The 23,824-nt window shown below is 27.2% G+C and carries 22 protein-coding genes and 1 other annotated feature (1 of these 23 cut by a window edge); of the genes, 14 read left to right on the top strand and 8 right to left on the bottom strand.

The features are described from left to right. The first annotated feature begins 379 nt into the window (after window positions 1-379). Together KGF41_RS04160 and KGF41_RS04155 are read left to right on the top strand one after the other, a co-directional pair. Window positions 380-3,415 carry a diguanylate cyclase domain-containing protein gene (locus KGF41_RS04160; protein ID WP_227856376.1) on the top strand — a complete coding sequence of 1,012 codons (3,036 nt, stop codon included), beginning with the start codon at window positions 380-382 and terminating at the stop codon, window positions 3,413-3,415. Between the two features lie 107 nt (window positions 3,416-3,522). Continuing rightward, window positions 3,523-3,708 carry a hypothetical protein gene (locus tag KGF41_RS04155; protein WP_227856375.1) on the top strand — a complete coding sequence of 62 codons (186 nt, stop codon included), beginning with the start codon at window positions 3,523-3,525 and terminating at the stop codon, window positions 3,706-3,708. Window positions 3,709-4,124: 416 nt separating this feature from the next. Here the strand turns inward: KGF41_RS04155 and KGF41_RS04150 are convergent, their stop codons facing one another. Further along, window positions 4,125-4,514, bottom strand: coding sequence for a hypothetical protein (locus KGF41_RS04150; RefSeq protein WP_227830422.1), 390 nt, complete (start codon window positions 4,512-4,514; stop codon window positions 4,125-4,127). 354 nt (window positions 4,515-4,868) lie between these two features. On the opposite strand from KGF41_RS04150, the gene KGF41_RS04145 reads away from it, so the two are divergent. The 8 genes from KGF41_RS04145 to KGF41_RS04110 all read left to right on the top strand — a co-directional run bounded on the left by KGF41_RS04145 (window position 4,869) and on the right by KGF41_RS04110 (window position 11,776). Continuing rightward, complete coding sequence (locus tag KGF41_RS04145; RefSeq protein ID WP_227856374.1) at window positions 4,869-5,444, top strand: TetR/AcrR family transcriptional regulator; 576 nt, start codon at window positions 4,869-4,871, stop codon at window positions 5,442-5,444. A gap of 1 nt (window position 5,445) precedes the next feature. Then, window positions 5,446-6,549: a 4Fe-4S dicluster domain-containing protein gene (locus KGF41_RS04140; RefSeq protein WP_227856373.1), complete on the top strand. Its 1,104-nt coding sequence runs from the start codon at window positions 5,446-5,448 to the stop codon at window positions 6,547-6,549. 192 nt (window positions 6,550-6,741) lie between these two features. Continuing rightward, entirely contained in the window at window positions 6,742-6,945 is a 204-nt protein-coding gene (locus tag KGF41_RS04135) for a helix-turn-helix domain-containing protein (protein WP_227830419.1), read from the top strand. 258 nt (window positions 6,946-7,203) lie between these two features. Then, window positions 7,204-8,358, top strand: coding sequence for a 1-deoxy-D-xylulose-5-phosphate reductoisomerase (locus tag KGF41_RS04130; RefSeq protein WP_227841582.1), 1,155 nt, complete (start codon window positions 7,204-7,206; stop codon window positions 8,356-8,358). 12 nt (window positions 8,359-8,370) lie between these two features. Beyond that, the gene (rseP, locus tag KGF41_RS04125) at window positions 8,371-9,375 is read left to right on the top strand and encodes an RIP metalloprotease RseP (RefSeq protein WP_227830417.1); all 1,005 of its coding nucleotides are present in this window, start codon (window positions 8,371-8,373) and stop codon (window positions 9,373-9,375) included. A gap of 176 nt (window positions 9,376-9,551) precedes the next feature. Further along, the gene (gene ispG, locus KGF41_RS04120) at window positions 9,552-10,607 is read left to right on the top strand and encodes a flavodoxin-dependent (E)-4-hydroxy-3-methylbut-2-enyl-diphosphate synthase (protein WP_227841584.1); all 1,056 of its coding nucleotides are present in this window, start codon (window positions 9,552-9,554) and stop codon (window positions 10,605-10,607) included. 345 nt (window positions 10,608-10,952) lie between these two features. Continuing rightward, complete coding sequence (locus tag KGF41_RS04115) at window positions 10,953-11,105, top strand: hypothetical protein (protein ID WP_227841585.1); 153 nt, start codon at window positions 10,953-10,955, stop codon at window positions 11,103-11,105. A gap of 140 nt (window positions 11,106-11,245) precedes the next feature. Then, complete coding sequence (locus KGF41_RS04110; protein WP_255611309.1) at window positions 11,246-11,776, top strand: DUF5780 domain-containing protein; 531 nt, start codon at window positions 11,246-11,248, stop codon at window positions 11,774-11,776. A gap of 394 nt (window positions 11,777-12,170) precedes the next feature. Here KGF41_RS04110 and KGF41_RS04105 read toward each other — a convergent pair whose 3' ends face one another. Then, window positions 12,171-13,295 carry a DUF3810 domain-containing protein gene (locus tag KGF41_RS04105; protein WP_227850294.1) on the bottom strand — a complete coding sequence of 375 codons (1,125 nt, stop codon included), beginning with the start codon at window positions 13,293-13,295 and terminating at the stop codon, window positions 12,171-12,173. Window positions 13,296-13,492: 197 nt separating this feature from the next. On the opposite strand from KGF41_RS04105, the gene KGF41_RS04100 reads away from it, so the two are divergent. Continuing rightward, window positions 13,493-13,717, top strand: coding sequence for a hypothetical protein (locus KGF41_RS04100; protein ID WP_227829433.1), 225 nt, complete (start codon window positions 13,493-13,495; stop codon window positions 13,715-13,717). A 49-nt stretch (window positions 13,718-13,766) separates the two neighbouring features. Then, window positions 13,767-14,291 (top strand): GNAT family N-acetyltransferase, encoded by a 525-nt coding sequence (locus tag KGF41_RS04095; RefSeq protein ID WP_227829432.1) that lies wholly within the window; start codon window positions 13,767-13,769, stop codon window positions 14,289-14,291. A gap of 115 nt (window positions 14,292-14,406) precedes the next feature. Here the strand turns inward: KGF41_RS04095 and KGF41_RS04090 are convergent, their stop codons facing one another. Further along, entirely contained in the window at window positions 14,407-14,553 is a 147-nt protein-coding gene (locus KGF41_RS04090; RefSeq protein ID WP_227829431.1) for a hypothetical protein, read from the bottom strand. A 138-nt stretch (window positions 14,554-14,691) separates the two neighbouring features. Then, entirely contained in the window at window positions 14,692-15,618 is a 927-nt protein-coding gene (locus KGF41_RS04085; RefSeq protein WP_227840082.1) for an AEC family transporter, read from the bottom strand. A gap of 194 nt (window positions 15,619-15,812) precedes the next feature. Here KGF41_RS04085 and KGF41_RS04080 point away from each other — a divergent pair, with 194 nt between their 5' ends. Then, window positions 15,813-17,684, top strand: coding sequence for a tetratricopeptide repeat protein (locus KGF41_RS04080; RefSeq protein ID WP_227829429.1), 1,872 nt, complete (start codon window positions 15,813-15,815; stop codon window positions 17,682-17,684). 92 nt (window positions 17,685-17,776) lie between these two features. Here the strand turns inward: KGF41_RS04080 and KGF41_RS04075 are convergent, their stop codons facing one another. Further along, the gene (locus KGF41_RS04075; protein ID WP_227434774.1) at window positions 17,777-18,712 is read right to left on the bottom strand and encodes a magnesium transporter CorA family protein; all 936 of its coding nucleotides are present in this window, start codon (window positions 18,710-18,712) and stop codon (window positions 17,777-17,779) included. Window positions 18,713-19,230: 518 nt separating this feature from the next. Here KGF41_RS04075 and KGF41_RS04070 point away from each other — a divergent pair. Further along, complete coding sequence (locus KGF41_RS04070; protein ID WP_227829428.1) at window positions 19,231-19,743, top strand: flavin reductase family protein; 513 nt, start codon at window positions 19,231-19,233, stop codon at window positions 19,741-19,743. Window positions 19,744-20,049: 306 nt separating this feature from the next. Here the strand turns inward: KGF41_RS04070 and KGF41_RS04065 are convergent, their stop codons facing one another. The 3 genes from KGF41_RS04065 to thrC all read right to left on the bottom strand — a co-directional run bounded on the left by KGF41_RS04065 (window position 20,050) and on the right by thrC (window position 23,619). Beyond that, window positions 20,050-21,108: an NAD(P)H-dependent flavin oxidoreductase gene (locus tag KGF41_RS04065; RefSeq protein ID WP_413840491.1), complete on the bottom strand. Its 1,059-nt coding sequence runs from the start codon at window positions 21,106-21,108 to the stop codon at window positions 20,050-20,052. 126 nt (window positions 21,109-21,234) lie between these two features. Continuing rightward, window positions 21,235-22,128 (bottom strand): homoserine kinase, encoded by an 894-nt coding sequence (thrB, locus tag KGF41_RS04060; RefSeq protein ID WP_227856372.1) that lies wholly within the window; start codon window positions 22,126-22,128, stop codon window positions 21,235-21,237. A gap of 9 nt (window positions 22,129-22,137) precedes the next feature. Beyond that, window positions 22,138-23,619 carry a threonine synthase gene (gene thrC, locus KGF41_RS04055; RefSeq protein WP_227841586.1) on the bottom strand — a complete coding sequence of 494 codons (1,482 nt, stop codon included), beginning with the start codon at window positions 23,617-23,619 and terminating at the stop codon, window positions 22,138-22,140. Between the two features lie 106 nt (window positions 23,620-23,725). Next, window positions 23,726-23,824, bottom strand: a binding site (T-box leader) (it continues 131 nt past the right edge of the window).

The following is a 23,824-nucleotide window of genomic DNA, read 5'->3' as shown; positions in this document are numbered from 1 at the left end:
TTTATTTTTATATATAATTAATCAGTAATAAGTATATTATTGATTTTATTTGATAAGTAGGGGTATAATTTAAGTGATATCTCAAAATAAAGGAAAATATTTCCAAAATATGATAAAATAGATTCAAATAGTTAAATTCTCAATAAATAATATATTTTAATTGTTTATTGAAATATATTAGGTACTCCATCTTCAATATCATCAAGTTGATGATGTAATTTAAAGTATACCAGTATAAAAATAACTTTTGAATTAGGTAAGAATTTATTATGCATATAAAAATTTTCAGAACTAGAAAATATGATTGGAATTAAAAAAATAATAGAGAAATGTTTATTTCAAAAAGTTAAAGTAATTTAAGGAGGATGGATTAATAGACATGTTAACTAATAATATTATAGACAAATTAACAAATTTAAAGGGAAATTACAATTTTAGAATGATGCTTTCAAGTTTAGAAACTCAGAAAAAGCCATATGGTATTATGTTTATTGGAATTGATGATTTCGAACAGATTAATAACTTATATTCTTATTCATTTGGAGATAGGGTTTTGAAAAAATTTTCTAAATCTATTTTACCTTTTTTACCTGAAAACATAAGTTTATATAGATTAGATGGAAATGGTTTTGGAATTTTGTATCCAAATGGAGATTGTTATGAATTAACAAAACTCTTTAATAGATTTCAAGATATAGCACAATGTATAAAACAGATTAATGGACATGCTATTTCATTCACGATATCAGGAAGTATTTGCTTTTATCCAAAAGATGGTATAGATTGTGATACATTGTATCAAAATGCACGTGTTACATTTGAAAGAGCAAAAAAGCAAGGCAAAAGAACATTAATTGTCTATTCAAAAGATGAGCTAACTTTTTCGCAGTATTCTATACAGTTGATAGAGTATCTAAGAGAAAGTGTCTTAAATAATTTTAAAGGATTTTATTTAAATTATCAACCACTTATTTTTACTAATAGCAAGAAACTGTATGGATGCGAAGTATTACTTCGCTGGAAAAATCCTAATTTTGAAATGAAACTTGGACCAACTGAATTTATACCTTTTTTAGAGTCTTCTGGTCTTATGGATAAAGTTAGCCAATGGGTGATTAAAACAGCTTTAAAACAATTAAAAATATGGATAAAGTATATGCCAAATTTCAAGATGAATATAAATGTGTCATATCAGCAGCTTGAAGAACCTAGCTTCAAGTTTTTTATTTTAGATACTATAAAGGAAGAGGGTATATCTCCATCTCTAATTACATTGGAATTAACAGAAAATGATAACATAAAAAAAATAGAAGAAATAAGGAATTCTTTTGACTTTCTTCGCAGTCAAGGTATTAGGATTACATTTGACAGTTTTGGAGCAAAACATTCATCTTTAGAAATTTTTCGTGAGTTAAGTGCTGATTCTTTGAAAATTAATCATACTCTTTTAAATCGTATTACATATGATGTAATAGACCAAAAAATTGTATCTCAAATTATTAATTTATGTCATAGTATGAATATGTCAGTTTATGTTGAAGGAATTGAAAATAAAGAAACTTTAAAAATAATTGAACAGATGAGACCAGAAATATTGCAGGGATTTTATTATAATGAGCCTATAAATGCAAGTGAATTTTATGAGTATTACTTTAAAAAAAATTTTGAGTCTCTTAATTATCAAGAAGATATTATATCAAAAGACATCTCTATAGAAAAAGAAAAAAGTATGGTATATTCTGTATTTACTCCAACACATCCAATGAATATAAAGGAATTGGTTGATAATGCCTATGCAGGCATATTTCAAGTAGGAATGGACCCTGAATTTACTTTTCTTACATGTAATGAAGGCTATAGAAGGATGTTAGGTTATACTGTCAAAGAGATGGAAGAAAAATTTAAAAATCAAGCATTAGGATTTGTCCACCCAGAGGATATAGAATATGTGAATTATGAAATTAGAAGGCAACTTGGAATTAGTGATATAGTTACAATTGAATTTAGGGTAGTAAAATCTGATGGAACTCCTATATGGATACTTGGAACAGGCAATGTAGTAAAAGGTAAGCAGGGTTCTAAAAGTTTAATTGTAGTCATAATAGAAAATGATAGGCTTAAGAAAAGGTCTTTAGAGATGGAAGAATCATATTGGAAATACAGAAGAGTTTTGGATAATATTCCTGCTTGTGTAAAATGTATTCGTTTTGATGAAAATTTTACTTTAGATTATATTTCTCCTAGCTTTGTATCATTGATAGGTTATACAGAAAAAGAAATTAAAAGTAAGTTTGATGGAAAGTATATCAATTTAATTATTGAAGAAGATAGAAAAATTGTACTTGGCGATATGATAAGTCAAGTTAATTCTGAAGATATAGTTACACTTCACTATCGTATTAGATGTAAAGATAATCGTTTAATTTATTTAGAAACCATTTCTAGGTTATGTAAAAGTGATAAAGATGGAAAGAAGTACTTTTATTCAAGTATTGTAGATGTAACAGATGCAACTTGTGAAAAAAGTGATAAAAAATCTAATAGACTGGTCAATCGTTATCAGAGGGCTTTAAAACAGTGGGGTGATGTTTTATTTGAATATAGTTTTAAGTATGATACAATAACATTTTCTGATAATTATTATAGTATATTTGGGATAGAACCAAGAGGAACAATTGATGAACAGTTATCAAATATTTATGAAGAAGATCATAAGATTTTACTTGATGCTTTAGAAGAAGCACATGTTGGTAACAAACCAGAAGAAATAGAGATACGTATACGTTCTAAAGGTGATATACATCTATGGTGTTCTATAGTGTTCAATGAACCTGATAAGATTGGGGATACTACTATATCAATACTAGGGAAAATAAGAAATATTGATGAAGAAAAGAGAGAGTACAATAAGTTAATTGAGCAATCTCAAAATGATTTAATGACAGGGTTACTAAATAAAAGTACTACTGAGGAAAAGATAAGACACATGTTGCTATCATGTGATGAAAATAAGAACTATGCTTTATTTATGATTGATGTAGATAATTTTAAGGATGTTAATGATACTATGGGGCATGTATTTGGAGATAAAATCTTAATTGAGTTAGCGAAATGTTTGAAAAGTAACTTTAGGACAACAGATATTGTTGGCCGTGTTGGAGGCGATGAATTTATAGCATTTATGGAGTATAATGGAGAAAAAGAAAGCCTACAAAAAAAAGGTCATGATATATTAAAAAGATTAGATACTACGTTTACATATGATGAGTTAAGTTTTGAAATAAGTGTAAGTATAGGTATTTCTATATATCCAGAAGATGGTAAACAGTTTTATGAGTTATATCATCGTGCAGATGGTGCTTTGTATAGAGCAAAAGAAGAAGGTAAAAATACATATTGTATGTTTTCTATCTAAAAATAAAATCAATATTATCAAGAATTGGGTTTATTTTAGTATACAAATGATGGAACTATTTAAGACAAACACATATAACTACAAAGTATTCTAATCACCTTTAATAAGTGATTAGTTATTATAGATACATTATAATTGAGGTAACTGAAAATGCTTTTAATGAAATATCAGAACCAGTTAATTCAATTTTAGAAAAGGTTAAAGCATTAATAAAAGCTTACTTAAAGAAACCTTTAATCGTGAAAAAGTCTACAGTATTATTAAGTGCATTATTGAAATGTCACATCGTATAGAAGAAAAAGAATTTTTTAATAAATATGTGACTGAAAAATAATATAAATATTGTAAAAGTATAATAAGTACATAGCATGCTAGAAGAATTAAAAAATTTGTAATCAAAATTAGCAATAGATAAAAGCATTAGTAAGGGAGCTAATGCTTTTTCTTAGTGGTTTTATCTATATTAATAATTGTAAGAATAAAATGTTTATATAATAACTAAGTTGATTTCAATTTGATTTTATTAATAATGTAATTATGTTATTTGTACAATGTCCAGTATTCATAACCAAAGATACTTTTTCTTTTACAAAGTTGAATTGAGTTGTTTTTATTTGTCGAATCATACATATTATTAGAAACTTTCATTTTTTTATTTTATTCTTTACATTTATTTTCAGATAGTAATCGTTCCCAGAGCGAGAAGGATTTATTTCTTTATCAATACTATCATGTAAATTCCAGCAAAACTAAATCTTTCATTATTTGGTGTATTTAAGGTGTTTGTTGATAAAAGTAGAACTAACATAGATAATATACATGTAGTTAGAGGAAATGGTATATGATACTTTCTGAGTTCTTTTGTTTTAGGCATTTCTATTAGCATTTTAGGATATAGCCATAAATACATCATCCAATTGAACAATAATATAAATATATAGATGGAAAATTTGATTTTTACAGGAGTAAATAGAGCAATGATAGCAAGTGTTGTTAGTAAGTAACGAATGATACGAGTAACCTTTTTTTCTTTTTCTATGACAGCTAAAGTCCATCTATTTTTTATAAATTCATTTTCTCTTTTTTCACTCTGCTTCATTTAATTACCCTCTATTAATAGTATAGTTTTTTAATCCATTACTTCGTTTTATTTTAGCATATTTATATAAAATAGTAACATTGATGTTTTTTATTTTTTGGAATGTTATATTAACTTGGGCTAATGATTATGCAAATTTATAATCAGAAGAAATTACTTTTATCATTACTTAAAGCTAATAAATAATAAATATAATTTTATGTAAAGTTTTTTAAGTAGATACAGATTATTTTAAGACATATTTTTGAAAACTTAAAACAGTATAAAGTAAAAAACTATTGACAAGGTGAGCGATTGGTTACTATAATAAAAGTGAGCAATTGCTCACCTTATTTTGCGAAGAGGAGTTAAATTATGAATACAAAGGAAAAAATATTAAATGAATCTATGAAATTATTTTCAGTAAAGGGCTTTGATGCAGTGTCTATAAGAAGTATAGCGGATGCTGTTGGTGTAAGTAATAGTGCCTTGTATAAACATTACCCAAGTAAGCAAGCTATATTTGATGCTATTGTAGAAAAATCTAAGGCACATTTTTTAAAACAGTGTGACTATGCACAAAATTCTATGTGTGTTAACATGGAAAGCTTTGTTCAAATGTGTCTTTCAATGTTTGATTTTCAAATTAACGATGATTGGATTGTGATGTTTCGTAGAGTTCTTCTTATTGAGCAATTCAAAAACGAGAAAATGGCTCAAATTTTTAATGATTTTTTTATTGAATTTCCAATAACTTCTCAGAAACTAACTTTTGAAAAATTAATAGAAGATGGGATAATGATTTCAAAAAATCCAGAAGTACTTGCAATGGAATTATATGCTCCATTTTTTATATACCACACAGCAAAGTATGATGTAGAAAAATTAATGGAATTATTTAGGATGCATGTTGAATATTTTTACTTAGAAAATTTTAAGGAGGAAGAATAGTATGCGCAGTCAATCTCTTATAAATAAGAAAATAGTTAAAAATAATTATAAATTAAAGACAACTCAAAAGAAAGAAAAACAAAAATATGGAAAGGGTAATAGGAAAATCGTAAAAAATTATCTAGGTAAGGTTGTTGCTCTATCTTCACCTGAGTTAATTGGAAAAGAATTAAGAATGTCAGATTTTACAACAAATATTACAAGAGATGAATTGATTGGAGAACTTGAGAAAGTAAAGATTACTGGTATGAGTGGAAATAGTTTTTTTATATCAGAAAAAATCAAAAAGTTTTGTTCATTAGAATTAGACAAGAAGATATTATTGATTAATGCTGTTGAATGTGACCCTGGGCTTGTCCATGATGAATGGATATTGGAAAATAGATATTCAGAGATAGTTCATTCTATTTATTATTTAAAAGAAGCACTTGGTTTGCAAGATGTAATTATGGTATCTAAAAATAAAAGATTAGAAACGGATGGTAGTTTTTCTCTTAAAATAGTTTCATCACGATATCCTATGGGAGAAGAGCATTTCCTTATAAAACAGGTACTTGGTATAAGTTTAGAGAAAAATGAATTTCCAGTAAATAATGGTATTTTAGTATTAAATATTCAAAGTGTATATCAAATATGTAAAATTATAAATAAATGTTATGATACAGGACGTTTTATTACTATAGCTGACTTATCCAATGGAAGTGCTAGAGTAGCATACGTATATCCAACAGATAATATCTCAAATATTTTAAAAAGTACATTTAAAGAAAATGAAGATAAATTATTATATAAAGGTAATGGAGTAATGTCCTGTTTTGAAGCAACAGAAAAAGATGATTTTTCGTATTTTGGAAATTTTGCTGCATATTCTAAACCATCAAACATAAGCAACAAAAATAAATGTAAAAAATGTGGTGTGTGTACAAGAAAATGTCCTGCAAAAGTCAATATATCAAAAATTGTACAAATGATAGATAATAATTATGATGTTTTATTATCTTCGTATCATCCTGAAAGATGTATACATTGTGGAAGCTGTACATACTATTGTAAAGCATCAAAGAATGTCTCTGAATATGTTATGGAAGATTATCAAATTGATTAATAAATTTAAATATTAAATAGCACCTGATTTTTGATAGGTGCTATTTATTGTTATATGAAAATGAATTTATTTATCAATATTGAGAGAGCATGGTCTTAGCTGATTTTGAATAAGGGATTATTTATCGAAAAAGATGAAAATTTTTCAAAATAGATAAAATATGATAAAATAGATTTTAGAAGAGGTGATAAAATGATTTCATACACTCCATTGTGGAAATTGCTAATTGATAGAAAAATAAAAAAGATGGAATTTGTAAATATATCAGGTATAAGTATTTCTGTTTTAGGTAGATTAGGAAATGATAAGTCTGTTTCTATGGATACAATGGAAAAGATATGTTTAGCACTAGACTGTAAAATAGAAGATGTTGTAGAAATAAAAAAGGATGTTTAATGATGCTAAAATATTTTAATAATATTGTAAAAACACATAAAGAATAGCTAAGGTTTAATTTAATAGATAGAGCTTTACTGGATTAAAAATAAAAGTAACTATATGTGAATAAATTAAAATTAAAGAGTAATGCTATAATGTAAACTAAATATATTTTTCCAGTAATTATATGAAGTTTTTGTGAATAGTAAAAATAATTGTTTTAGTAGTGTTATAATGTTTTGGTAGGGTATATTTATTATTAGAAAGGATTATCATATGAAAAAAATATCAATTTTAGGTTCTACAGGCTCTATAGGTAAGCAAACTTTAGATGTAGTTAGAGAAAATAGAGACAAGTTTGAAGTAGTTGCAATATCAGCTAATAGTAGTATTGAATTACTACTTGAACAAATTGTAGAATTTAGACCTAAATATGTAACAGTTTTTGAGGAAAGTAAAGCATTAAAATTAAAGGAAATATTGCCACAAAATATAGAGGTAGAAGTTTTAACAGGGATGGAAGGATTAAAAATAATATCATCATTAGATGAAATTGATGTACTTTTAACTGCTGTTGTGGGAATGATAGGATTAGTTCCAACACTTTGCGCTATAAAAAAGGGAATTGACATAGCATTAGCGAATAAAGAGACATTAGTAACTGCTGGTGAGCTTGTAATGGCAGAGGCAAAAAAATATAATGTAAATATTCTTCCTGTTGATAGTGAACATAGTGCTATATTTCAGTGTTTAAATGGAGAGAATAATAAAAATATAGAAAAAATAATACTTACAGCTTCTGGTGGACCGTTCAGAGGAAAGAAAAAAGAAGAACTTTTAAATATAACTAAAAATGAAGCTTTAAAGCATCCAAACTGGAGTATGGGTAGAAAAATAAGCATTGATTCTTCAACGCTTATGAATAAAGGACTAGAAGTAATAGAAGCTAGATGGCTATTTGGAGTAAAACAAGAAAATATAGATGTAGTGGTTCATCCGCAAAGTATAATTCACTCAATGGTACAGTATACAGATAGTTCTATAATTGCACAATTAGGATGTCCAGATATGAGGTTGCCTATACAATATGCTCTTACATATCCAGATAGAATGGAAAGTAATTTTGAAAGAATGAATTTTTCAAAATTTAGTACTTTAACCTTTGAAGAACCAGACTTAGAGACTTTTCCATGTTTAAAATTAGCTTATGAATGTCTAAAGATGGGTGGAACTTATTCTTCTGTTTTAAATTCCGCAAATGAAGTTTTGGTAAGTGAATTTTTAGAGGATAAAATTGGTTTCTATGACATACCATATTACATAGAGAAAACTTTAGAGGTTCATAAAAGCATAAGCAAACCAACGTTAGAACAAATTTTGGAAACAGATAGATGGAGTAGAGCTTATGTTGAAAATCTGATAAAAAAATAGGAAGGTGAATTTATGACTATAATAGCTGCATTAATACTATTTAGTATAATTGTATTAATACATGAATTAGGACATTTTATATTTGCAAAAAGAAGTGGGATTAAGGTAAATGAGTTTTCTATAGGTATGGGACCTAAGATATATAGTGTAAAAAAAGATACAGAGTATTCCATAAGAGCTCTTCCAATTGGTGGATATGTAAGTATGGAGGGTGAAGACGAAGAACAAATAAGTCCAAATTCTTTTGGAAATAAATCTATATTACAAAGATTTAGTACTATTGTAGCAGGACCAATATTTAATATAATATTGGCAGCAGTACTTTTAGTACCAGTGTTTTTGTATATAGGTTCTCCAACTACTACACTTGGGAAAATAATGCCCAATACTCCTGCACAAACAGTAGGACTTCAAGAAGGAGATAAGATAAATAAAATAAATGGTAATTCTGTTAAGACTTGGGATGAAGTTGCAAATATGATAAATACTTCTTCTGGTGGAGAATTGAAGCTTAGTATAACTAGGGATGGAAGCGATAAAGTTGTAAATGTAACTCCTAAGGATAACAATGGAAAGTATGAAATAGGAATTCAGCCACAAAGAGAAAAAGATTTCTTTGGCTCAATAGTGAATGCATGTAAAACTACTGTGGATATGACAAAACAGATGTTAACATTCTTAGGTCAAATGGTTACAGGACGTGTACCAGGAGGAATTGGTAATGCTGTTGCAGGACCAGTAGGCGTTATTGGTATGGTATCAGACGCAGCTCAAACAGGTATTATAAATGTAGTATATTTGGCAGCTGTAATAAGTTTAAATTTAGGTATAGTAAACTTACTACCAATACCAGCTCTTGATGGTTGGAGAATACTTATGTTATTATTAGAAGCTGTTAGAGGTGGTAAAAAACTTGACCCAAATAAAGAAGGTATGATAAATGTAGTTGGATTTGGGGCCTTAATGTTATTTATGCTTTTTATAACATATAAAGATATATTAAGGTTATTTCAATAATTATAAAGTTTAAAAAGGCTATGTAGTTTTAAGTGAGAATAAATTAGTTTTAAAAGATTAAATTTATTCTTAGCTGTTTAACTATATAGCTTTTTAATTTATAATATATATGTAGTTTGTAGTATTTTTTAAGATATTGAATGATTTTAATATAAAATAATATATAGAGGTGAAATATGAGTTACGAGAGAAGAAAGACAAGAGAAGTTAGCGTTGGGAATGTAAAAATAGGAGGAGAAAATCCTATAAGCATACAATCTATGACAAACACTGATACAAGAGATGCAGAGGCTACAATAGCTCAAATAAAAAGATTAGAAGAAGCTGGTTGTGATATAGTTAGAGTTGCTGTTCCTGATATGGAAGCAGCTAAAAATATAAGAAAGATAAAATCTAGTGTAAATATACCTGTTATTGCTGATATACATTTTGATTATAAATTAGCACTTGAAGCTATAGAACAAGGTGTAGATGGTGTTAGAATAAATCCTGGTAATATCGGGAACATAGAAAGAGTTAGAATGGTTGTTGAGAAATGCAAGGAAAAAAATTTAAAAATTAGAATTGGAGTTAATGGGGGCTCTCTAGAAAAAGAAATTTTAAAAAAATATGGCTCTGCAACTGCTGAAGCATTAGTTGAAAGTGCAATGGGGCATATTAAGATTCTTGAAGATTTAGGTTTTTATAATATAGTTATTTCTCTAAAATCATCTGATATTTATAAAACTGTTGATGCATATGAATTAATATCAAAGAAAGTTGATTACCCTCTTCATGTTGGAATTACTGAATCTGGAAGTATTCATAAGGGAACAATAAAGTCTTCTATAGGTGTGGGAGCACTTCTTCTTAAAGGAATTGGAGATACTGTCAGAATATCTTTGACAGGTGACCCTGTTGAAGAGGTTGTTGTTGGTAAACAGATTTTAAGAAGTTTGGGTCTTTTAAATGATAAGATTAAAGTTATATCATGTCCTACATGTGGTAGATGTAATATAGATTTAATTAGTGTTGTAAATGAAGTTGAAGATAAGATTGGTAGTATGGAAAAAGATATTACTGTTGCAATTATGGGTTGTGCTGTAAACGGACCTGGTGAAGCTAGAGAAGCTGATATAGGTATTGCTGGTGGTAAGGGTGAAGGTCTTTTATTTAAAAAAGGCGAAATTGTAAGAATGATTAATGGTGATAAATTGGTTGATGAGTTACTGGATGAAATTGATAAGTTATAGTATACAATCAATAGATATAAAATAGCTAGATATTCAAATACTTTTAGAATAAAGTTTATTCATGGTATTTAATTATCTAGCTATTTTTAATTAAATAAATTTGAAGCGATATAAGAAATCTATATTCTAATTCAATCATATAAGTGAGTACAAAAATCTATTTTATATATATTATAATAAAATTGTGTTTAGTAAAATGAAAATTACAACAGTAGTATTATAATATGATTACTATTTATGGTAGTACTTAGTTACTAAAGCTATTGATGTATTCTGTTAACATAGATATTAACGCATTTTATAAAATGTTTTAGTAAAAATTAATGTAAGAAAGGAGAAAAAACTATGGGATATAAAAAAATATCTAGCTTGCCCATTTTGGTTATTGCTTTATTGGTTACTGGCACGACAACAGCCTTTTCTCTTAATACAACCAATTCAGACAAAGCAAGTGTATACTTAGCAAACGCAAAAATACTACAACACAAAAAGTTTTAGACACTTCAAACAGCAAAGGTATTGCCAATAATAAAAATCTTCCACTAGCCATAAACAATAGCAAAATACAATTTGATGATAGTCCATATCATTGGCCTAGCAATGTTATAAGTTTTAAGAACAACAGTAAAAAGGCAATCATGGATTATGAAATTGTGTGTCTTGCATATGATAAAAACAGAAAACCACTTGAACTATATTGGGATGCTCAAAATGTTGCGACAAATGGAGAGGTAGGAAGTGTTGGATTTAGTACAGATGGTGTAGATTATGGTATTGTGGCAGGAATATCTCCTGTATCTAAGAAAGCATATGCACATACTTATAGAAGAATACAACAATCACCACCAAAGGATATAATAAGTATGTTTGAAAAGCAACAAGGTAAAGCATGGGTAGAAAAATGGTTGAAAGAGTGGCAGCAAATGGAGAAAGAATATGCAAAGCAAAATGCAATAGTTCCAAATAAGACACAAAATAATGAAAATCTATTATTTGATAAATGGAACCAATCAACTGGAAAGCATGATGTGAAGTATATCATATCATGTGTAAAACAAGTAACATTTAGTGATGGCAGTGTATGGAAAAATTCAGAATATGAGAGTTGGGCGAAAGATTTTCAAGGAAAATCAGTTTCTACTAGTGTATTAGAAAATTACTATAAGTAATATTTAAAACTAATAAGATAAATTTAGGTATACACTTAGTTGGTTCTAAGAAAGTTAAATACTTATTTTTATAATGTAAATAGATATTTTTACAGAGGTATTTTAATTGTGAAAATAAATATTATAGACAGATATACATAAGATTATAGGTATATATCAGACTTTGGTATATGCTTTTTTTTAGATAAAAAGATAATGAATGATACTTAATTTAGAATATACTTAAGAATATATACTATAAATTTTCCTTGTATTATAAGTATACATATAGTAAATACTTAAGAAGAGTTTATTTTTTTATAATGAATTTATAAAAAAATAAACTATTAAATAATAGAAAATTAGATAATAAATAACAATGTTTTATCAATTTTAGTATTCTTTATGAGTATCTTTAATTATATGGATATAATTCATAATAAGTTAGCAATAAATCAACCATTTTGCCATAACTTTGAGTTCCTTCAGAGATACCATTAGCTTTTAAATAAGAATTATTAAATCCATTGGAAATTTTATTAATTTTACCTTCATATCTTTGCCAAAATTCACTCTCATTTTTTAAATCCCTTCGAACCAGCTCTGAAATGCCAGCAGAAATATCAACATAAGCATTATAATCAACTTTACTTAAAGCAGAAGCTGTATAATTTAAGGCCAAAACATAGCCAGAATAATTAAAATCAATATCAGGGTGTTTTATGGAAGCAAGATAACCTATAAAGTTAGCTTCATCTTCACTAGCAAATCCTCTCTGATGTGCCATTTCATGACCAACTGTACAAGGAATATATAAGTCAGGGATTGCAATATTAACATTTGCCTCACCTGTAAATGGAAAATATATACCAGTTATTCCTGTATAGCACATAAGATGTGATGAAATAACATACTTTGGCTTAGAGTAACTACCACTAACACTAGGTAAAATATCTGAAATTTTATCATATCCTAATTGAGCTCTATTTATGACACCTTTATAATCTGTATTAGACTTTACAACTCCATTTTTATCTTGTAGTGTAAGTTTTCTAGTTTCATTTGCTTTAGTTACCAAAAATTTATATAATTCAGAAAGTTCTTTAGTACTATGTTGCTTTGATTGGGCAGAATCGTTGTTTTTTAAATTATATTGGTTGATAAGGGTGCTCTCAAGTGGAACTCTATCGTAGTTTATACCCCAAAGTACTACGAAAAGAAAATAAACTATTGATAAAATAGATAATATGTTTAAAATAGAATTCTTTAAAAATGTCTTTAAATTTCTATTCTTCTTGAAAATTGTAAATACGATAGAACATAAAAATAAAAAAATAGATATAACTATTATGTACATTGTAATTTCGTAGATAGAAAATGGAAATATTCCTGAAACTTTACTTAATAGTTGTACAATTTTTTTATCTATGGCTTGAGAGTAATATTTTTCAACAATATTTGGAATTTTACTTGCTATGAAATTTAAAAATAAAGCAATCGGAAAAAGGATTAAAGAAAAATATTTTACTTTTTTACTCATATTTCACCTCACAGACTTTAATTTATATAAATATATTATATATCAATTAAAGTTAGATTGTAACATAGGTATAGTTATTTATATTTATGGCTTTATACTAAATAAATGATAAGTTATAATATATTCATATGAATAAACAATTTATGTATAACTAATAATAATTAAAAATATTAATTGTATAAGGAGTAAAAAATATTATGATAATAAAGCTTACTAAAGATAATTTTAATTTTAGATTTAAACAATATGAAGGGATGTTTTTTCATGCTGAAGTAAACGAAGGAGAAGAATCAATTAAATACAAAATAACTAAAGATAAAGAAGGCACTGAACTAAAAGAGTTTGGAAGTACACATATAAAAGATAATATGATATATATACCTCAGATAGAAGCATACATAGATTTAAGCAGTATAAAATAAAAATTATAAAGTATTAATTTAAAATGAGGGATATAAGGGGGAATCCAGTATGAGTAAAGCATTAGATATAATAATAAGACCAGTAAGAAGGGAAGATGCACAATCGATTAATGAAATGAGAAGAGCATATAATGTTATGAGAAATACACTAGCATTAATGAGTGATAGACTGGATAAAACTATAGCTATGCTAGATTCTCTAGGTGAAAATGATTATATGCTTGTGGCTGAAATTGATAATGATGGAGAAAAAAATGTAATCGGTTTTGCTGGTTTACATGTGAATCCATCTCCAAGATTAAGACATAGTGCAGAACTAGGAATAACTGTTGATGAAAAGTATCATGGTATGGGAGTAGGTCAAAAGCTTATGGAACAACTTTTAGACATAGCAGACAATTGGATTAAGTTGATGAGAGTAGGATTAGAGGTAATTGTAGACAATGAAAAGGGGCTAAATTTATACAAAAAACTGGGATTTGAAATAGAAGGAACTAAAAAATATGCTGTAATTAGAGATGGAAAATTTGAAGATGTTTATATGATGGGAAGATATAATAAAGATTTAATTTAACTCATTCCAATAAAAATAGAGAAGTGTAGTAGATTATCTATTAATAAAGAATTTTCATTAAAGATAATTTAATATTACTTCTCTATTATATTTTAAAAACGTTATTATCGAAAATTTATAAAAACATTCTATATACAAATAGAATTATTAGCAATATCAAAGCTACCTTAAAAGCTAGACTAGCAACGGTTTTTATAATTTTTACAGAAACGCCTATAGCAACTATAGCAAATACTACTTTAAAGATTAAATCTATATCCATATTTAAGCCTCCTATTCTATCATACATATAGATATTATTGACAAATATCTAGGAAAAAATTCCATCAATATACTATAATAAATTGTTTGTATTTGTAATTTATTGAATCTATTATTATATAATACATAAAAGAATAAATCAAGATAGTAAAAAAATACTTATAAAAGGTATTGATATAATTGAAAATAATGTCGTAAAAAATACACATTGTGAGGCTAATGTTACATTAGAGTCATATTGATTGGCAAATATAGCAGTATTTGCAGCAGCAGGCATAGAAGAAATTACTACTGGTATAGCTAAAATCATTTTATCATTAACCCACCCTTTTAGAATAAAGTATATAATCACAGGAAGTACTAATAATCTTACAATAGTAACTAGATATAATCTTTTATTTACAAAACAATCTATTGCTGAAGAATTAGCAAGCAAACTACCAATAATAATCATCGATATTGGTGTAGTCATGTTTCCTAACATCTTAAGTGGATCATTTATAAACTGAGGTAATCTAAGTCCTGTTATAAATAAAAATAAACCAATAACTACTGCTATTGTAGCAGGGCTTATAAGTGATTTCATTGAAAATCCTTTAGTGGTGCTCCCTTTAGATAATAAGTAAATTCCCAAAGTAAAAGAAAACAAGTTAAATGGTAGATTAAAAATAGCAGTGTAGAATATAGCCTCATGGCCTAGAACTGCTTCAATTACAGGATAACCCATGAAAGCTACATTTGAAAAAACGACTATATACTGATATATCCCCAGGTCTTTTGCATCTTCACATTTTAAAATGTATTTTAACAAAAAAGCAATTATAATAGAAACTATATACATAACTAAAGATATAAATAATAATAGTAGTATTTTTTGTATCATTTTATTATCAAAGTTAATCTGCATAGAACTAATTATCATAGATGGTAAAAAAATAGTCATTGTCAAATTTGAAAGTTTAGATGTACAGTGTTCATCTAATAAGTTGAATTTTCTGACAAAATATCCTACTAAAATAATTATAAATAAAACTGCAACTTGAATAAAAATATTGCTGAAATTCATAAAATGTCCCCCCCCCCCTATATATACATTATATACCAACTCAATAATAAAATCTAATGATTATAAAATTTAAAATTCAATATTACAATATAGTGACAAAAGGTAAAAATTCAATATTATAGCATTAATTATGGTTTATAATGTATAATAATGTTTGAGAGAATATATTTTATAAAATGGGTAGGTAGCGAATAATGAAAAACACAAAATTTTCTATAAGAAAAATAAAAAATATATCTAGTGACCCAAAAGTTATACATACTAAGGGAGCTCTTTTTGAAAAGATGGGAAAGACAGAAAGTGCAATAGAATTATATAAAAGTGCAGCATTAGATAATTATGTAAAATCTCAATATACTTTGGGAAATATATATGAAAATAAAAAGCAATTTAAAGAAGCAGAAAAATGGTATTCAATGGCATATAAGAATGGAAGTGAAGATGCTGCATTTGATTTAGGTAATATGTATTATAGATTAGATGGATATGAGTATGCTATATACTGGTATGAGAAAATAGCTACTATAGGATACTTACAAGCACAAAATAATTTAGGTGTATGTCATTTTAAAATGAAAGATTTTATAAGATGCGAAAAGTGGTTAAAAGAAGCAGCAGATAATAATCTTGGGAAAGCTTGTTTTAACCTAGGAGTATTGTATACATTTTTAGAAAAAGATGATGAGGCATATGAATATTATAAAAAAGGTTCTGTACTTTTAGATGATGATGCGAAATATAATCTAGCAATATTAAATGGAAAGAAGAAGGACAATAAGTCCACAGTAAGTCTATATAAGCAATTGTATAAGTCAGGTCATATGAAGGGTTGTTTTAACTTAGGTATGATTATGGAAATCAATGATAATTTGGAAGAAGCAGAGAGATATTATAAAAAGAGTGCAGATAGAGAAGATGTAAAATCTGAGTATAGACTTGCATATGTATATGATAGAAAAGAAGAATTAGGAGACGCAATTTATTATTATGAAAAAGCAATAGAAAAAAATCACACACTTTCTAAATATAGACTTGCAAATTTATATAATAGAGAAAATGAGATAGAAAAAGCAAAGACTTATTATAAAATGGCAGCAGAAGATGATATAACAGAAGCTAAAAACAATTTAGCAGGTATATATTTTGAAGAAAAAGATTATGAAAATGCTATAAAGTACTATGAAGATGCTATAGCTGTTGGATGTAAAAGTTCTCTTGAGAATCTTGGAGACTTATATTATCAAAATCAAGATATAGAAAAAGCAGTTTCGTATTATTCTAGAATTCCAAATAATGTATCTTGTCAAATAAAATTAGGGAATATATATGAAGATTTAAATAACATAGAAGAAGCTATAAGTTGGTATAAAAAAGCATCTGAAAATGGAGATACCAAATCTAGCTATAGATTGGGATGTATATATGAGAGTTTAGGAAATACTAAAAATGCTAGAAAGTACTTTGAGATGGCAAGTAGTAAAAATCATATGAATGCACGTATACATTTAGGTAGAATTTATTTTAGAGAAGGAAAACTAGAAGAATCTAAAATGATGCTTGACGCACCTGCTAATGAAAATAATGTATATGCTCAACACATGGTAGGACTTATTTATGATATGTTTTACAAAGATTATGTTAATTCTAAATACTGGTATGAGAAGGCTAGAGCACAAGGTTGTGTCGAATCAATATATAATTTAGGGCAAATTTATTTAAAATTAAATGATGATGCAGAAGCTGAAAAATATTATAAAGAAGGTATTAAATTTGGGAGTAAGAAGTGTGAATATATGCTTGCAGGACTTTACTACAAAAAAAGTTTAGATATGTATATTTCTCTAGCAGATGAAGAATATGATAACTGTGGAGAAATAATAGAAGATTTCCCTAAACTAAATATAAACTTTGATGAAGTATTAATTCCACCATTTAAATTACAAGAAGAAATAGTTGATGAAGAAGAGTATGTTCCAATTTATATATTGAACATAAAAGAAAGCTTAGATTCAATGCTAGAAGGTCTTGAAACTGAAATGAGTATAGATGAAGAATATGATAATTAAAAAACCTGATAAAAAGAGTGTTTTTAAAATAAATAAAAGCCATTGGAGTAAATGTAAATTAATTAACTCTAATGGCTTTCTCTTATTAATTTTTATAATAGCTTGTTTCTTGACATAAAAAATGTAATTATTATGCATATTATAGAAGTAATGAGCATAATTATCCAAAATCCATTTGGGTTATCAGAAAATGGCATATTGATAACATTCATACCAAAGAATCCTGATATTATTGTAGGTATTGAGAAAATTAGTGTAACTACTGTTAAAAATTGCATAACATTATTTTGATTATTACTTATAATTGCACTGAAAGCATCCATAATTCTACTCAATATATCTCCATATATTTTAGCCATATCAAGAGCCTGTCTATTTTCGACTATAACATCTTCTAAGAGGTCTTCATCATCTGGATATTTCTTTATACCAGCAGTTCTAACCATCTTGTTTAAGACCAACTCATTGGATTTTAAAGAGGTAGAGAAGTATACCAAAGACTTTTCTAATTCCAATAGTTGTACTAGTTCTTTGTTTTTCATAGATTTGTAAATTTCTCGCTCTATTATGATTGTCATTTTATTTATTTTTCTTAAGTAATGCAAGTAATAAGCTGCATTTTTGTGAAGAATTTGAAGCAAGAAGCGAGTTTTTTTAAATGTAAAAAAATCTTTAATATGACCAACTATAAAGTCATTTAAAATCTTAGTCTGTGCATTACAAACTGTTATAATAGCTTCTTGAGTTATTATAATACCTAAAGGTATTGTAGTATAATGAGAAGAATTAGAGTCACTTTCGTCTACTGGTATATCTATAAGTATAAGAGTATGATTGTCTTCAACATCTATTCTTGAGCGCTCTTCTTCATCTAGTGCAGATTCTATACTTTCTACATCTATATTTAATAAATTAGAAATTTCGTTGATTTCACTATGATTAGGTTCAACAAGATTTATCCAACAGCCATCTTCAAAAAAACTAAGTTTCTCTAATTTTGAATCTATAGTTTTGTAATATCTTATCATGGCAACACATCCTTTATTCAGTTTTATATAAATCTCATCATTTAATAGTATCTATTAATTAACTAATTTATATAACTGAATATCGTATTAGTTTTAAATTTAGATATTATTAAGTGATGAAATTGTAAAAAATTCTCTCCGCAACGGACTAGTATCCATTGCTCATCACTCTCCTTATTTATTATTTTATACATGCCTATATACAAAAGAAGTATTTTAAGCACTCTTTAATATAATACCTTTTCCAGGTATATAAATCAAGTTTTGATTTAGTTAAATGATATTTTTGACATAATTTACATGTAAAACGTAATAGTCATATTTAGACTATATAAAGTATATATATATTCTGAGTGAAAATATTAAATATATTAGAAAATGAATAGGCATCTATATCCTTACTCCTTTATAATATATTTTAATAGAAGATACTTTATTTTCCAAAGTAAATTCTAGTAATAATTTATGATGAAAATAAAAGTATTATCAATATAAGAGAATGAGAGGTTATTAGAGATATGAGTGAATTTAAAGAGATTATGTCAGAGGAAATTAAAAGCAATCCATTTAAGTTGATAGGTAAAGACTGGACATTGATAACAGCTGAAAAAGAAGGTAAAGTAAATACAATGACTGCTAGTTGGGGTGGACTTGGAGTTATGTGGGGTAAAAATGTTGCTTTTGTAGTAATAAGACCACAACGTTATACTAAAGAATTTATAGATAGTACAGATACATTTTCTCTTACTTTTTTTGACGAAGATTTTCGTAAAGAACTTTCTTATTGTGGTAAAGTGTCTGGTAGAGAAGAGGATAAAATATCTAAAACAGGATTTAATGTAGAACATTTAAATGATACACCTTATTTTAAAGAGGCAAAGTTGGCTATTATATGTAAAAAAATGCACTGCCAAAAAATTGACCCACAATGTTTTATTGATGAAGAGATAGATGGAAGATGGTATCCAAAAAAAGATTATCATACTCTATATGTAGCTGAGATAACAAATGTACTTGTAAAAGAAGATTAAATAATATGTAATGATAGGATTATATCAGTAATTAGTATTATAGAAAGCAAAGAAAATTTAATTATGATATGTAAGTGATTGAGTTTTTATAGATGAGATTTTCTACAGTTGATGGAAAATAAATTGAGTAAGAGCAAGTGAAATTTTTAAATACAATATTAATAATGGTGTAAATTATATTTATATAGTATCTAATAAAGATGAGAATATAAAGAAGCTAAGGATATAAATATGTTAATATAGATTGATTAGTAACATATTTAAAAATCCTTAGCTTGATAAAATTTTAATTTGTAAGTTTTCAAATTATAATTCAGAAATTAATTCATTGATAACATCTTCAACAGAGCTTAACTTATTAATTTTATACGCATTATTTCCACAGAATAAAAGTGAATTTTCCACATCTCCTTTAACAGCATTAATTAATGCTTGAGAAATACAGTATGGTGTTTCTTTTGGATTGCAAGGAATCAAACAGTTGTAACATTTTTTTATCTCTGGACGATTTGTTTTAACTTCTTCTATAAATTTATTTCTTATAGCACGTCCAGGAAGACCTACAGGGCTTTTAACTATGTGTACATCTTCTTCTGTAGCATTTATATATGCCATTTTAAAGTTTTCATGTGCATCACATTCATAAGTAGCAACAAATCTTGTACCAACTTGTACACCACTTGCTCCCATATCGATATATTTTTTTACATCACTACTAGAAGTTATACCACCAGCAGCAACAACTGGAATGTTCTTACCAAATTTTTCTCCATAATTATTTGCAACTTTTAATATCTCAACAAATTCCTTATCATAGTCTATAGAATCTATGTTATCAAGCTCCTCATTAGAGTATCCAAGATGACCACCAGCTTTTGGACCTTCAACAACTATTAAGTCAGCAGTAGTTTTCTCTTTTCTATCCCACATTTTTAAGATTACACTAGCAGCTTTTGCAGTAGAAACTATAGGTGCTATTTTTACATTACTTCCTTTTACTAAAGATGGTAGTTTATTAGGAAGTCCAGCCCCAGATATTATAAGGTCTACACCAGCTTTAACAGCTTCTTTTACATATGTTTCATATTCTTTCATAGCTACCATGAAATTAATGCCAATAATGCCACCATTTGAAATTTCTTTCGCTCTGGAAATATGTTTTTTTATAGCTCTTAAATTTGCATTTATAGTGTTAGTCTCAAAATCTTCCTCATCATAACCAATTTGAACTCCAGAAACTACACCAACACCACCAAGCTTAGCAACAGCACCAGCAAGTGATGATCTAGATATACCAACGCCCATTCCACCTTGAATTATAGGAACTTTTGCAACTAAATCTCCAATTATTAACTCTTTTATGATAATCCCTCCTCAATGTAAACATGTTTAAAGAACTAGATTATAATACTTAATATTATTACCTAGTCCTAATTATTATACTACAAATTATAATAAAAGAGTAGTTATATTTTATATGTGAGACAATAATTATAGAATATTTAAAACTGCTCCTTTAGAATCACAACACAACTCTTTTATTTCCCAATTAGAGTTTAAGTTTGATAGATAATCTCTCATATTATGCACGAAATTATCATCATTTTCTTTTATTAAAGCCATTATAGTAGGTCCAGCTCCACTTAAGAATACGCCAATACTATTTAATTGTTCAGATTTTTTAACAATATCACTGTAGTTTTCAATTAAAGTACCCCTATAATCTTGATGCAATTTATCTTGACAAGCTACTTTAAGAAGGTCAAAGTTTTTGTTTAACAGAGCAGACACGAGTAAAGCGACTCTACTAACATTAAACACTCCATCAGAATATGGTATTTCTTTTGGTAAAACACCTCTAGCTTTTTCAGTTGACAGTTTGAAATTAGGTATCATTGCACAAAATTTGAGTTCATTAGGGATTTCTATAATATCGTAGTGTATATTGTCATTATCAGTAACAGAAACAACCATATTACCTAAAATAGCAGGAGCAACATTATCTGGATGTCCCTCTATTTCTGAAGCTATATTTAACAACTGGCATTTATCTAAATTAGCATTTGATAGAGCATTTGCAGCTATAACACCAGCAACTATACAAGAGGCACTACTACCAAGACCTCTACATATAGGGACATCACTTTGGATTTTTATTTTGATACCAGCAGGTATTTTAGCTGGCTTAACTCTATCAAAGAAGTATTTCATAGATGTATAAACTAAATTATTTTCATTTTTGTAGGCATCTTCACAACCTTCTATTTCAAGACCGCTTTCAATTTTTTCAACATAAAATTTATTATATATATTTAAAGCAATTCCAAGACAATCAAATCCTGGACCTATATTTGCACTTGTTGCAGGAACTATAATTTCTAACATAATAATCACCTATACCTTTAAGAATTTTGCTATAGCTATTTTTAATTCATCCTTTTCATAAATATCTTTATGTAGTATTTCTGCATTTTGAAGATTTCTAATAGGTTTTGGTATATCTACCTTAGCAATACTTGATAATCTATCTATTATGGCGAAATCATCAAGATTTCCAAAATTGGAGTCTATAGATTTTAAAACATCTTCAGAAAACTTAAATGGGCTTGCAGTACTTACAACAACAGTTTTTGTGTCATCAGAAGTTTCTTTTTTGTATTTTTCATAACAATTATATGCAACAGCAGTATGAGTATCGATTAAATAATTGTAATTTTTAAAGACATTATTTATCGTGTTTTTAACTTCTTCCTCATTAGAATATTCACCATAGAATGAAGTCAGATTCTTTTTCATATCTTCATTTATTTTATAAACTCCATCGTCATTAAGGTCAGATAGAAGTCTGCTTACAATTTCAGTATTTCTATTTGATATTTCAAATAATAATCTTTCTAAATTACTTGAAATTAATATATCCATAGAAGGTGAAGAAGTCAATTTCAATGCTCTATTCTTATCATATATACCAGTTTTAAAGAAATCATAAAGCACATTGTTGTCATTTGATGCACATATCAATTTATTTATTGGAAGCCCCATTTGTTTAGCATAATATCCAGCTAAAATATTACCAAAGTTACCAGTTGGGACTACAAAATTTATTTTGTCATTTAACTTTATTTCATCACTATCTACCAATTTCATATATGAATAAAAATAGTATGCAACTTGAGGAAGAAGTCTTCCTATGTTAATTGAATTAGCAGAAGATAAGATATAATTACTATCTAATAGTTTTTCATTAAATTCCTTATCAGAGAAAATTCTCTTTACACCAGATTGTGCATCGTCAAAATTTCCTTTTATGCCAACTACATATGTATTTTTTCCAGTTTGAGTCTTCATCTGAAGTTTTTGCACTGCACTTACACCATCTTCTGGAAAGAATACAATTATTTTTATCTTGTCTATGTCTTTAAAACCTTCAAGTGCTGCTTTTCCTGTATCTCCAGATGTAGCAGTAAGAATTACAACATCTTTTTCTAAATTATCTTTTTTAATAGATGTTTTAAGAAGATGAGGCATTATAGTAAGTGCCATATCCTTAAATGCTAAAGTTGGACCATGATATAATTCCAAGAAATAAGCATCATTTACTTTATTTAATGGAGCTATACTAGTACAATCAAATTTTTCGTCATATGCATTTGTTATACAATCCTTAATCTCAGATTCAGTAAAATCGCATAAAAATTTGCTAAGTACAAAAAATGCTATTTGGGAATAAGTTAAATTTACTAAATCTATAAGTTCATTTTTTACATTTGGAAATTCACTTGGAACATAAAGACCACCATCGTTTGAAATTCCTTTTATTATTGCTTGTGATGCAGTTACTTTTTCTTTGGTGCCTCTTGTACTTGAATAATACATTTCTATAATCCTCCATATATTTTAAATTTTTAATTAGCTAATTAAACTAGATACAGAATATTTTAAAAACTGAATTTAGGTAATAAAAAAAGACCCTCATCCCTAAAAAAGGGACGAGAATCTGTTTCCCGCGGTTCCACCCAAATTGATTTTAAAAAATCCACTTGATACTTTAACGTAAGTAGTAAAACGTCTATTCCTACTA

The sequence above is a fragment of the Clostridioides sp. ZZV14-6150 genome (genome assembly GCF_020657875.1).
Taxonomy (GTDB): Bacteria; Bacillota; Clostridia; order Peptostreptococcales; family Peptostreptococcaceae; genus Clostridioides.
The sequence above is the reverse complement of the archived record's forward strand: the minus strand, read 5'-3'. Positions and strand labels throughout refer to the sequence as shown.

Excerpts from the sequence above, each read along its gene's own strand:
- KGF41_RS04160 (WP_227856376.1), top strand. The coding sequence starts at position 380 with ATGTTAACTAATAATATTATAGACAAATTAACAAATTTAAAGGGAAAT.
- KGF41_RS04150 (WP_227830422.1), bottom strand. The coding sequence starts at position 4,514 with ATGAAGCAGAGTGAAAAAAGAGAAAATGAATTTATAAAAAATAGATGG.
- KGF41_RS04145 (WP_227856374.1), top strand. The coding sequence starts at position 4,869 with ATGAATACAAAGGAAAAAATATTAAATGAATCTATGAAATTATTTTCA.
- KGF41_RS04140 (WP_227856373.1), top strand. The coding sequence starts at position 5,446 with ATGCGCAGTCAATCTCTTATAAATAAGAAAATAGTTAAAAATAATTAT.
- KGF41_RS04135 (WP_227830419.1), top strand. The coding sequence starts at position 6,742 with ATGATTTCATACACTCCATTGTGGAAATTGCTAATTGATAGAAAAATA.
- KGF41_RS04130 (WP_227841582.1), top strand. The coding sequence starts at position 7,204 with ATGAAAAAAATATCAATTTTAGGTTCTACAGGCTCTATAGGTAAGCAA.
- rseP (WP_227830417.1), top strand. The coding sequence starts at position 8,371 with ATGACTATAATAGCTGCATTAATACTATTTAGTATAATTGTATTAATA.
- ispG (WP_227841584.1), top strand. The coding sequence starts at position 9,552 with ATGAGTTACGAGAGAAGAAAGACAAGAGAAGTTAGCGTTGGGAATGTA.
- KGF41_RS04115 (WP_227841585.1), top strand. The coding sequence starts at position 10,953 with ATGGGATATAAAAAAATATCTAGCTTGCCCATTTTGGTTATTGCTTTA.
- KGF41_RS04110 (WP_255611309.1), top strand. The coding sequence starts at position 11,246 with ATGGATTATGAAATTGTGTGTCTTGCATATGATAAAAACAGAAAACCA.
- KGF41_RS04105 (WP_227850294.1), bottom strand. The coding sequence starts at position 13,295 with ATGAGTAAAAAAGTAAAATATTTTTCTTTAATCCTTTTTCCGATTGCT.
- KGF41_RS04100 (WP_227829433.1), top strand. The coding sequence starts at position 13,493 with ATGATAATAAAGCTTACTAAAGATAATTTTAATTTTAGATTTAAACAA.
- KGF41_RS04095 (WP_227829432.1), top strand. The coding sequence starts at position 13,767 with ATGAGTAAAGCATTAGATATAATAATAAGACCAGTAAGAAGGGAAGAT.
- KGF41_RS04090 (WP_227829431.1), bottom strand. The coding sequence starts at position 14,553 with ATGGATATAGATTTAATCTTTAAAGTAGTATTTGCTATAGTTGCTATA.
- KGF41_RS04085 (WP_227840082.1), bottom strand. The coding sequence starts at position 15,618 with ATGAATTTCAGCAATATTTTTATTCAAGTTGCAGTTTTATTTATAATT.
- KGF41_RS04080 (WP_227829429.1), top strand. The coding sequence starts at position 15,813 with ATGAAAAACACAAAATTTTCTATAAGAAAAATAAAAAATATATCTAGT.
- KGF41_RS04075 (WP_227434774.1), bottom strand. The coding sequence starts at position 18,712 with ATGATAAGATATTACAAAACTATAGATTCAAAATTAGAGAAACTTAGT.
- KGF41_RS04070 (WP_227829428.1), top strand. The coding sequence starts at position 19,231 with ATGAGTGAATTTAAAGAGATTATGTCAGAGGAAATTAAAAGCAATCCA.
- thrB (WP_227856372.1), bottom strand. The coding sequence starts at position 22,128 with ATGTTAGAAATTATAGTTCCTGCAACAAGTGCAAATATAGGTCCAGGA.
- thrC (WP_227841586.1), bottom strand. The coding sequence starts at position 23,619 with ATGTATTATTCAAGTACAAGAGGCACCAAAGAAAAAGTAACTGCATCA.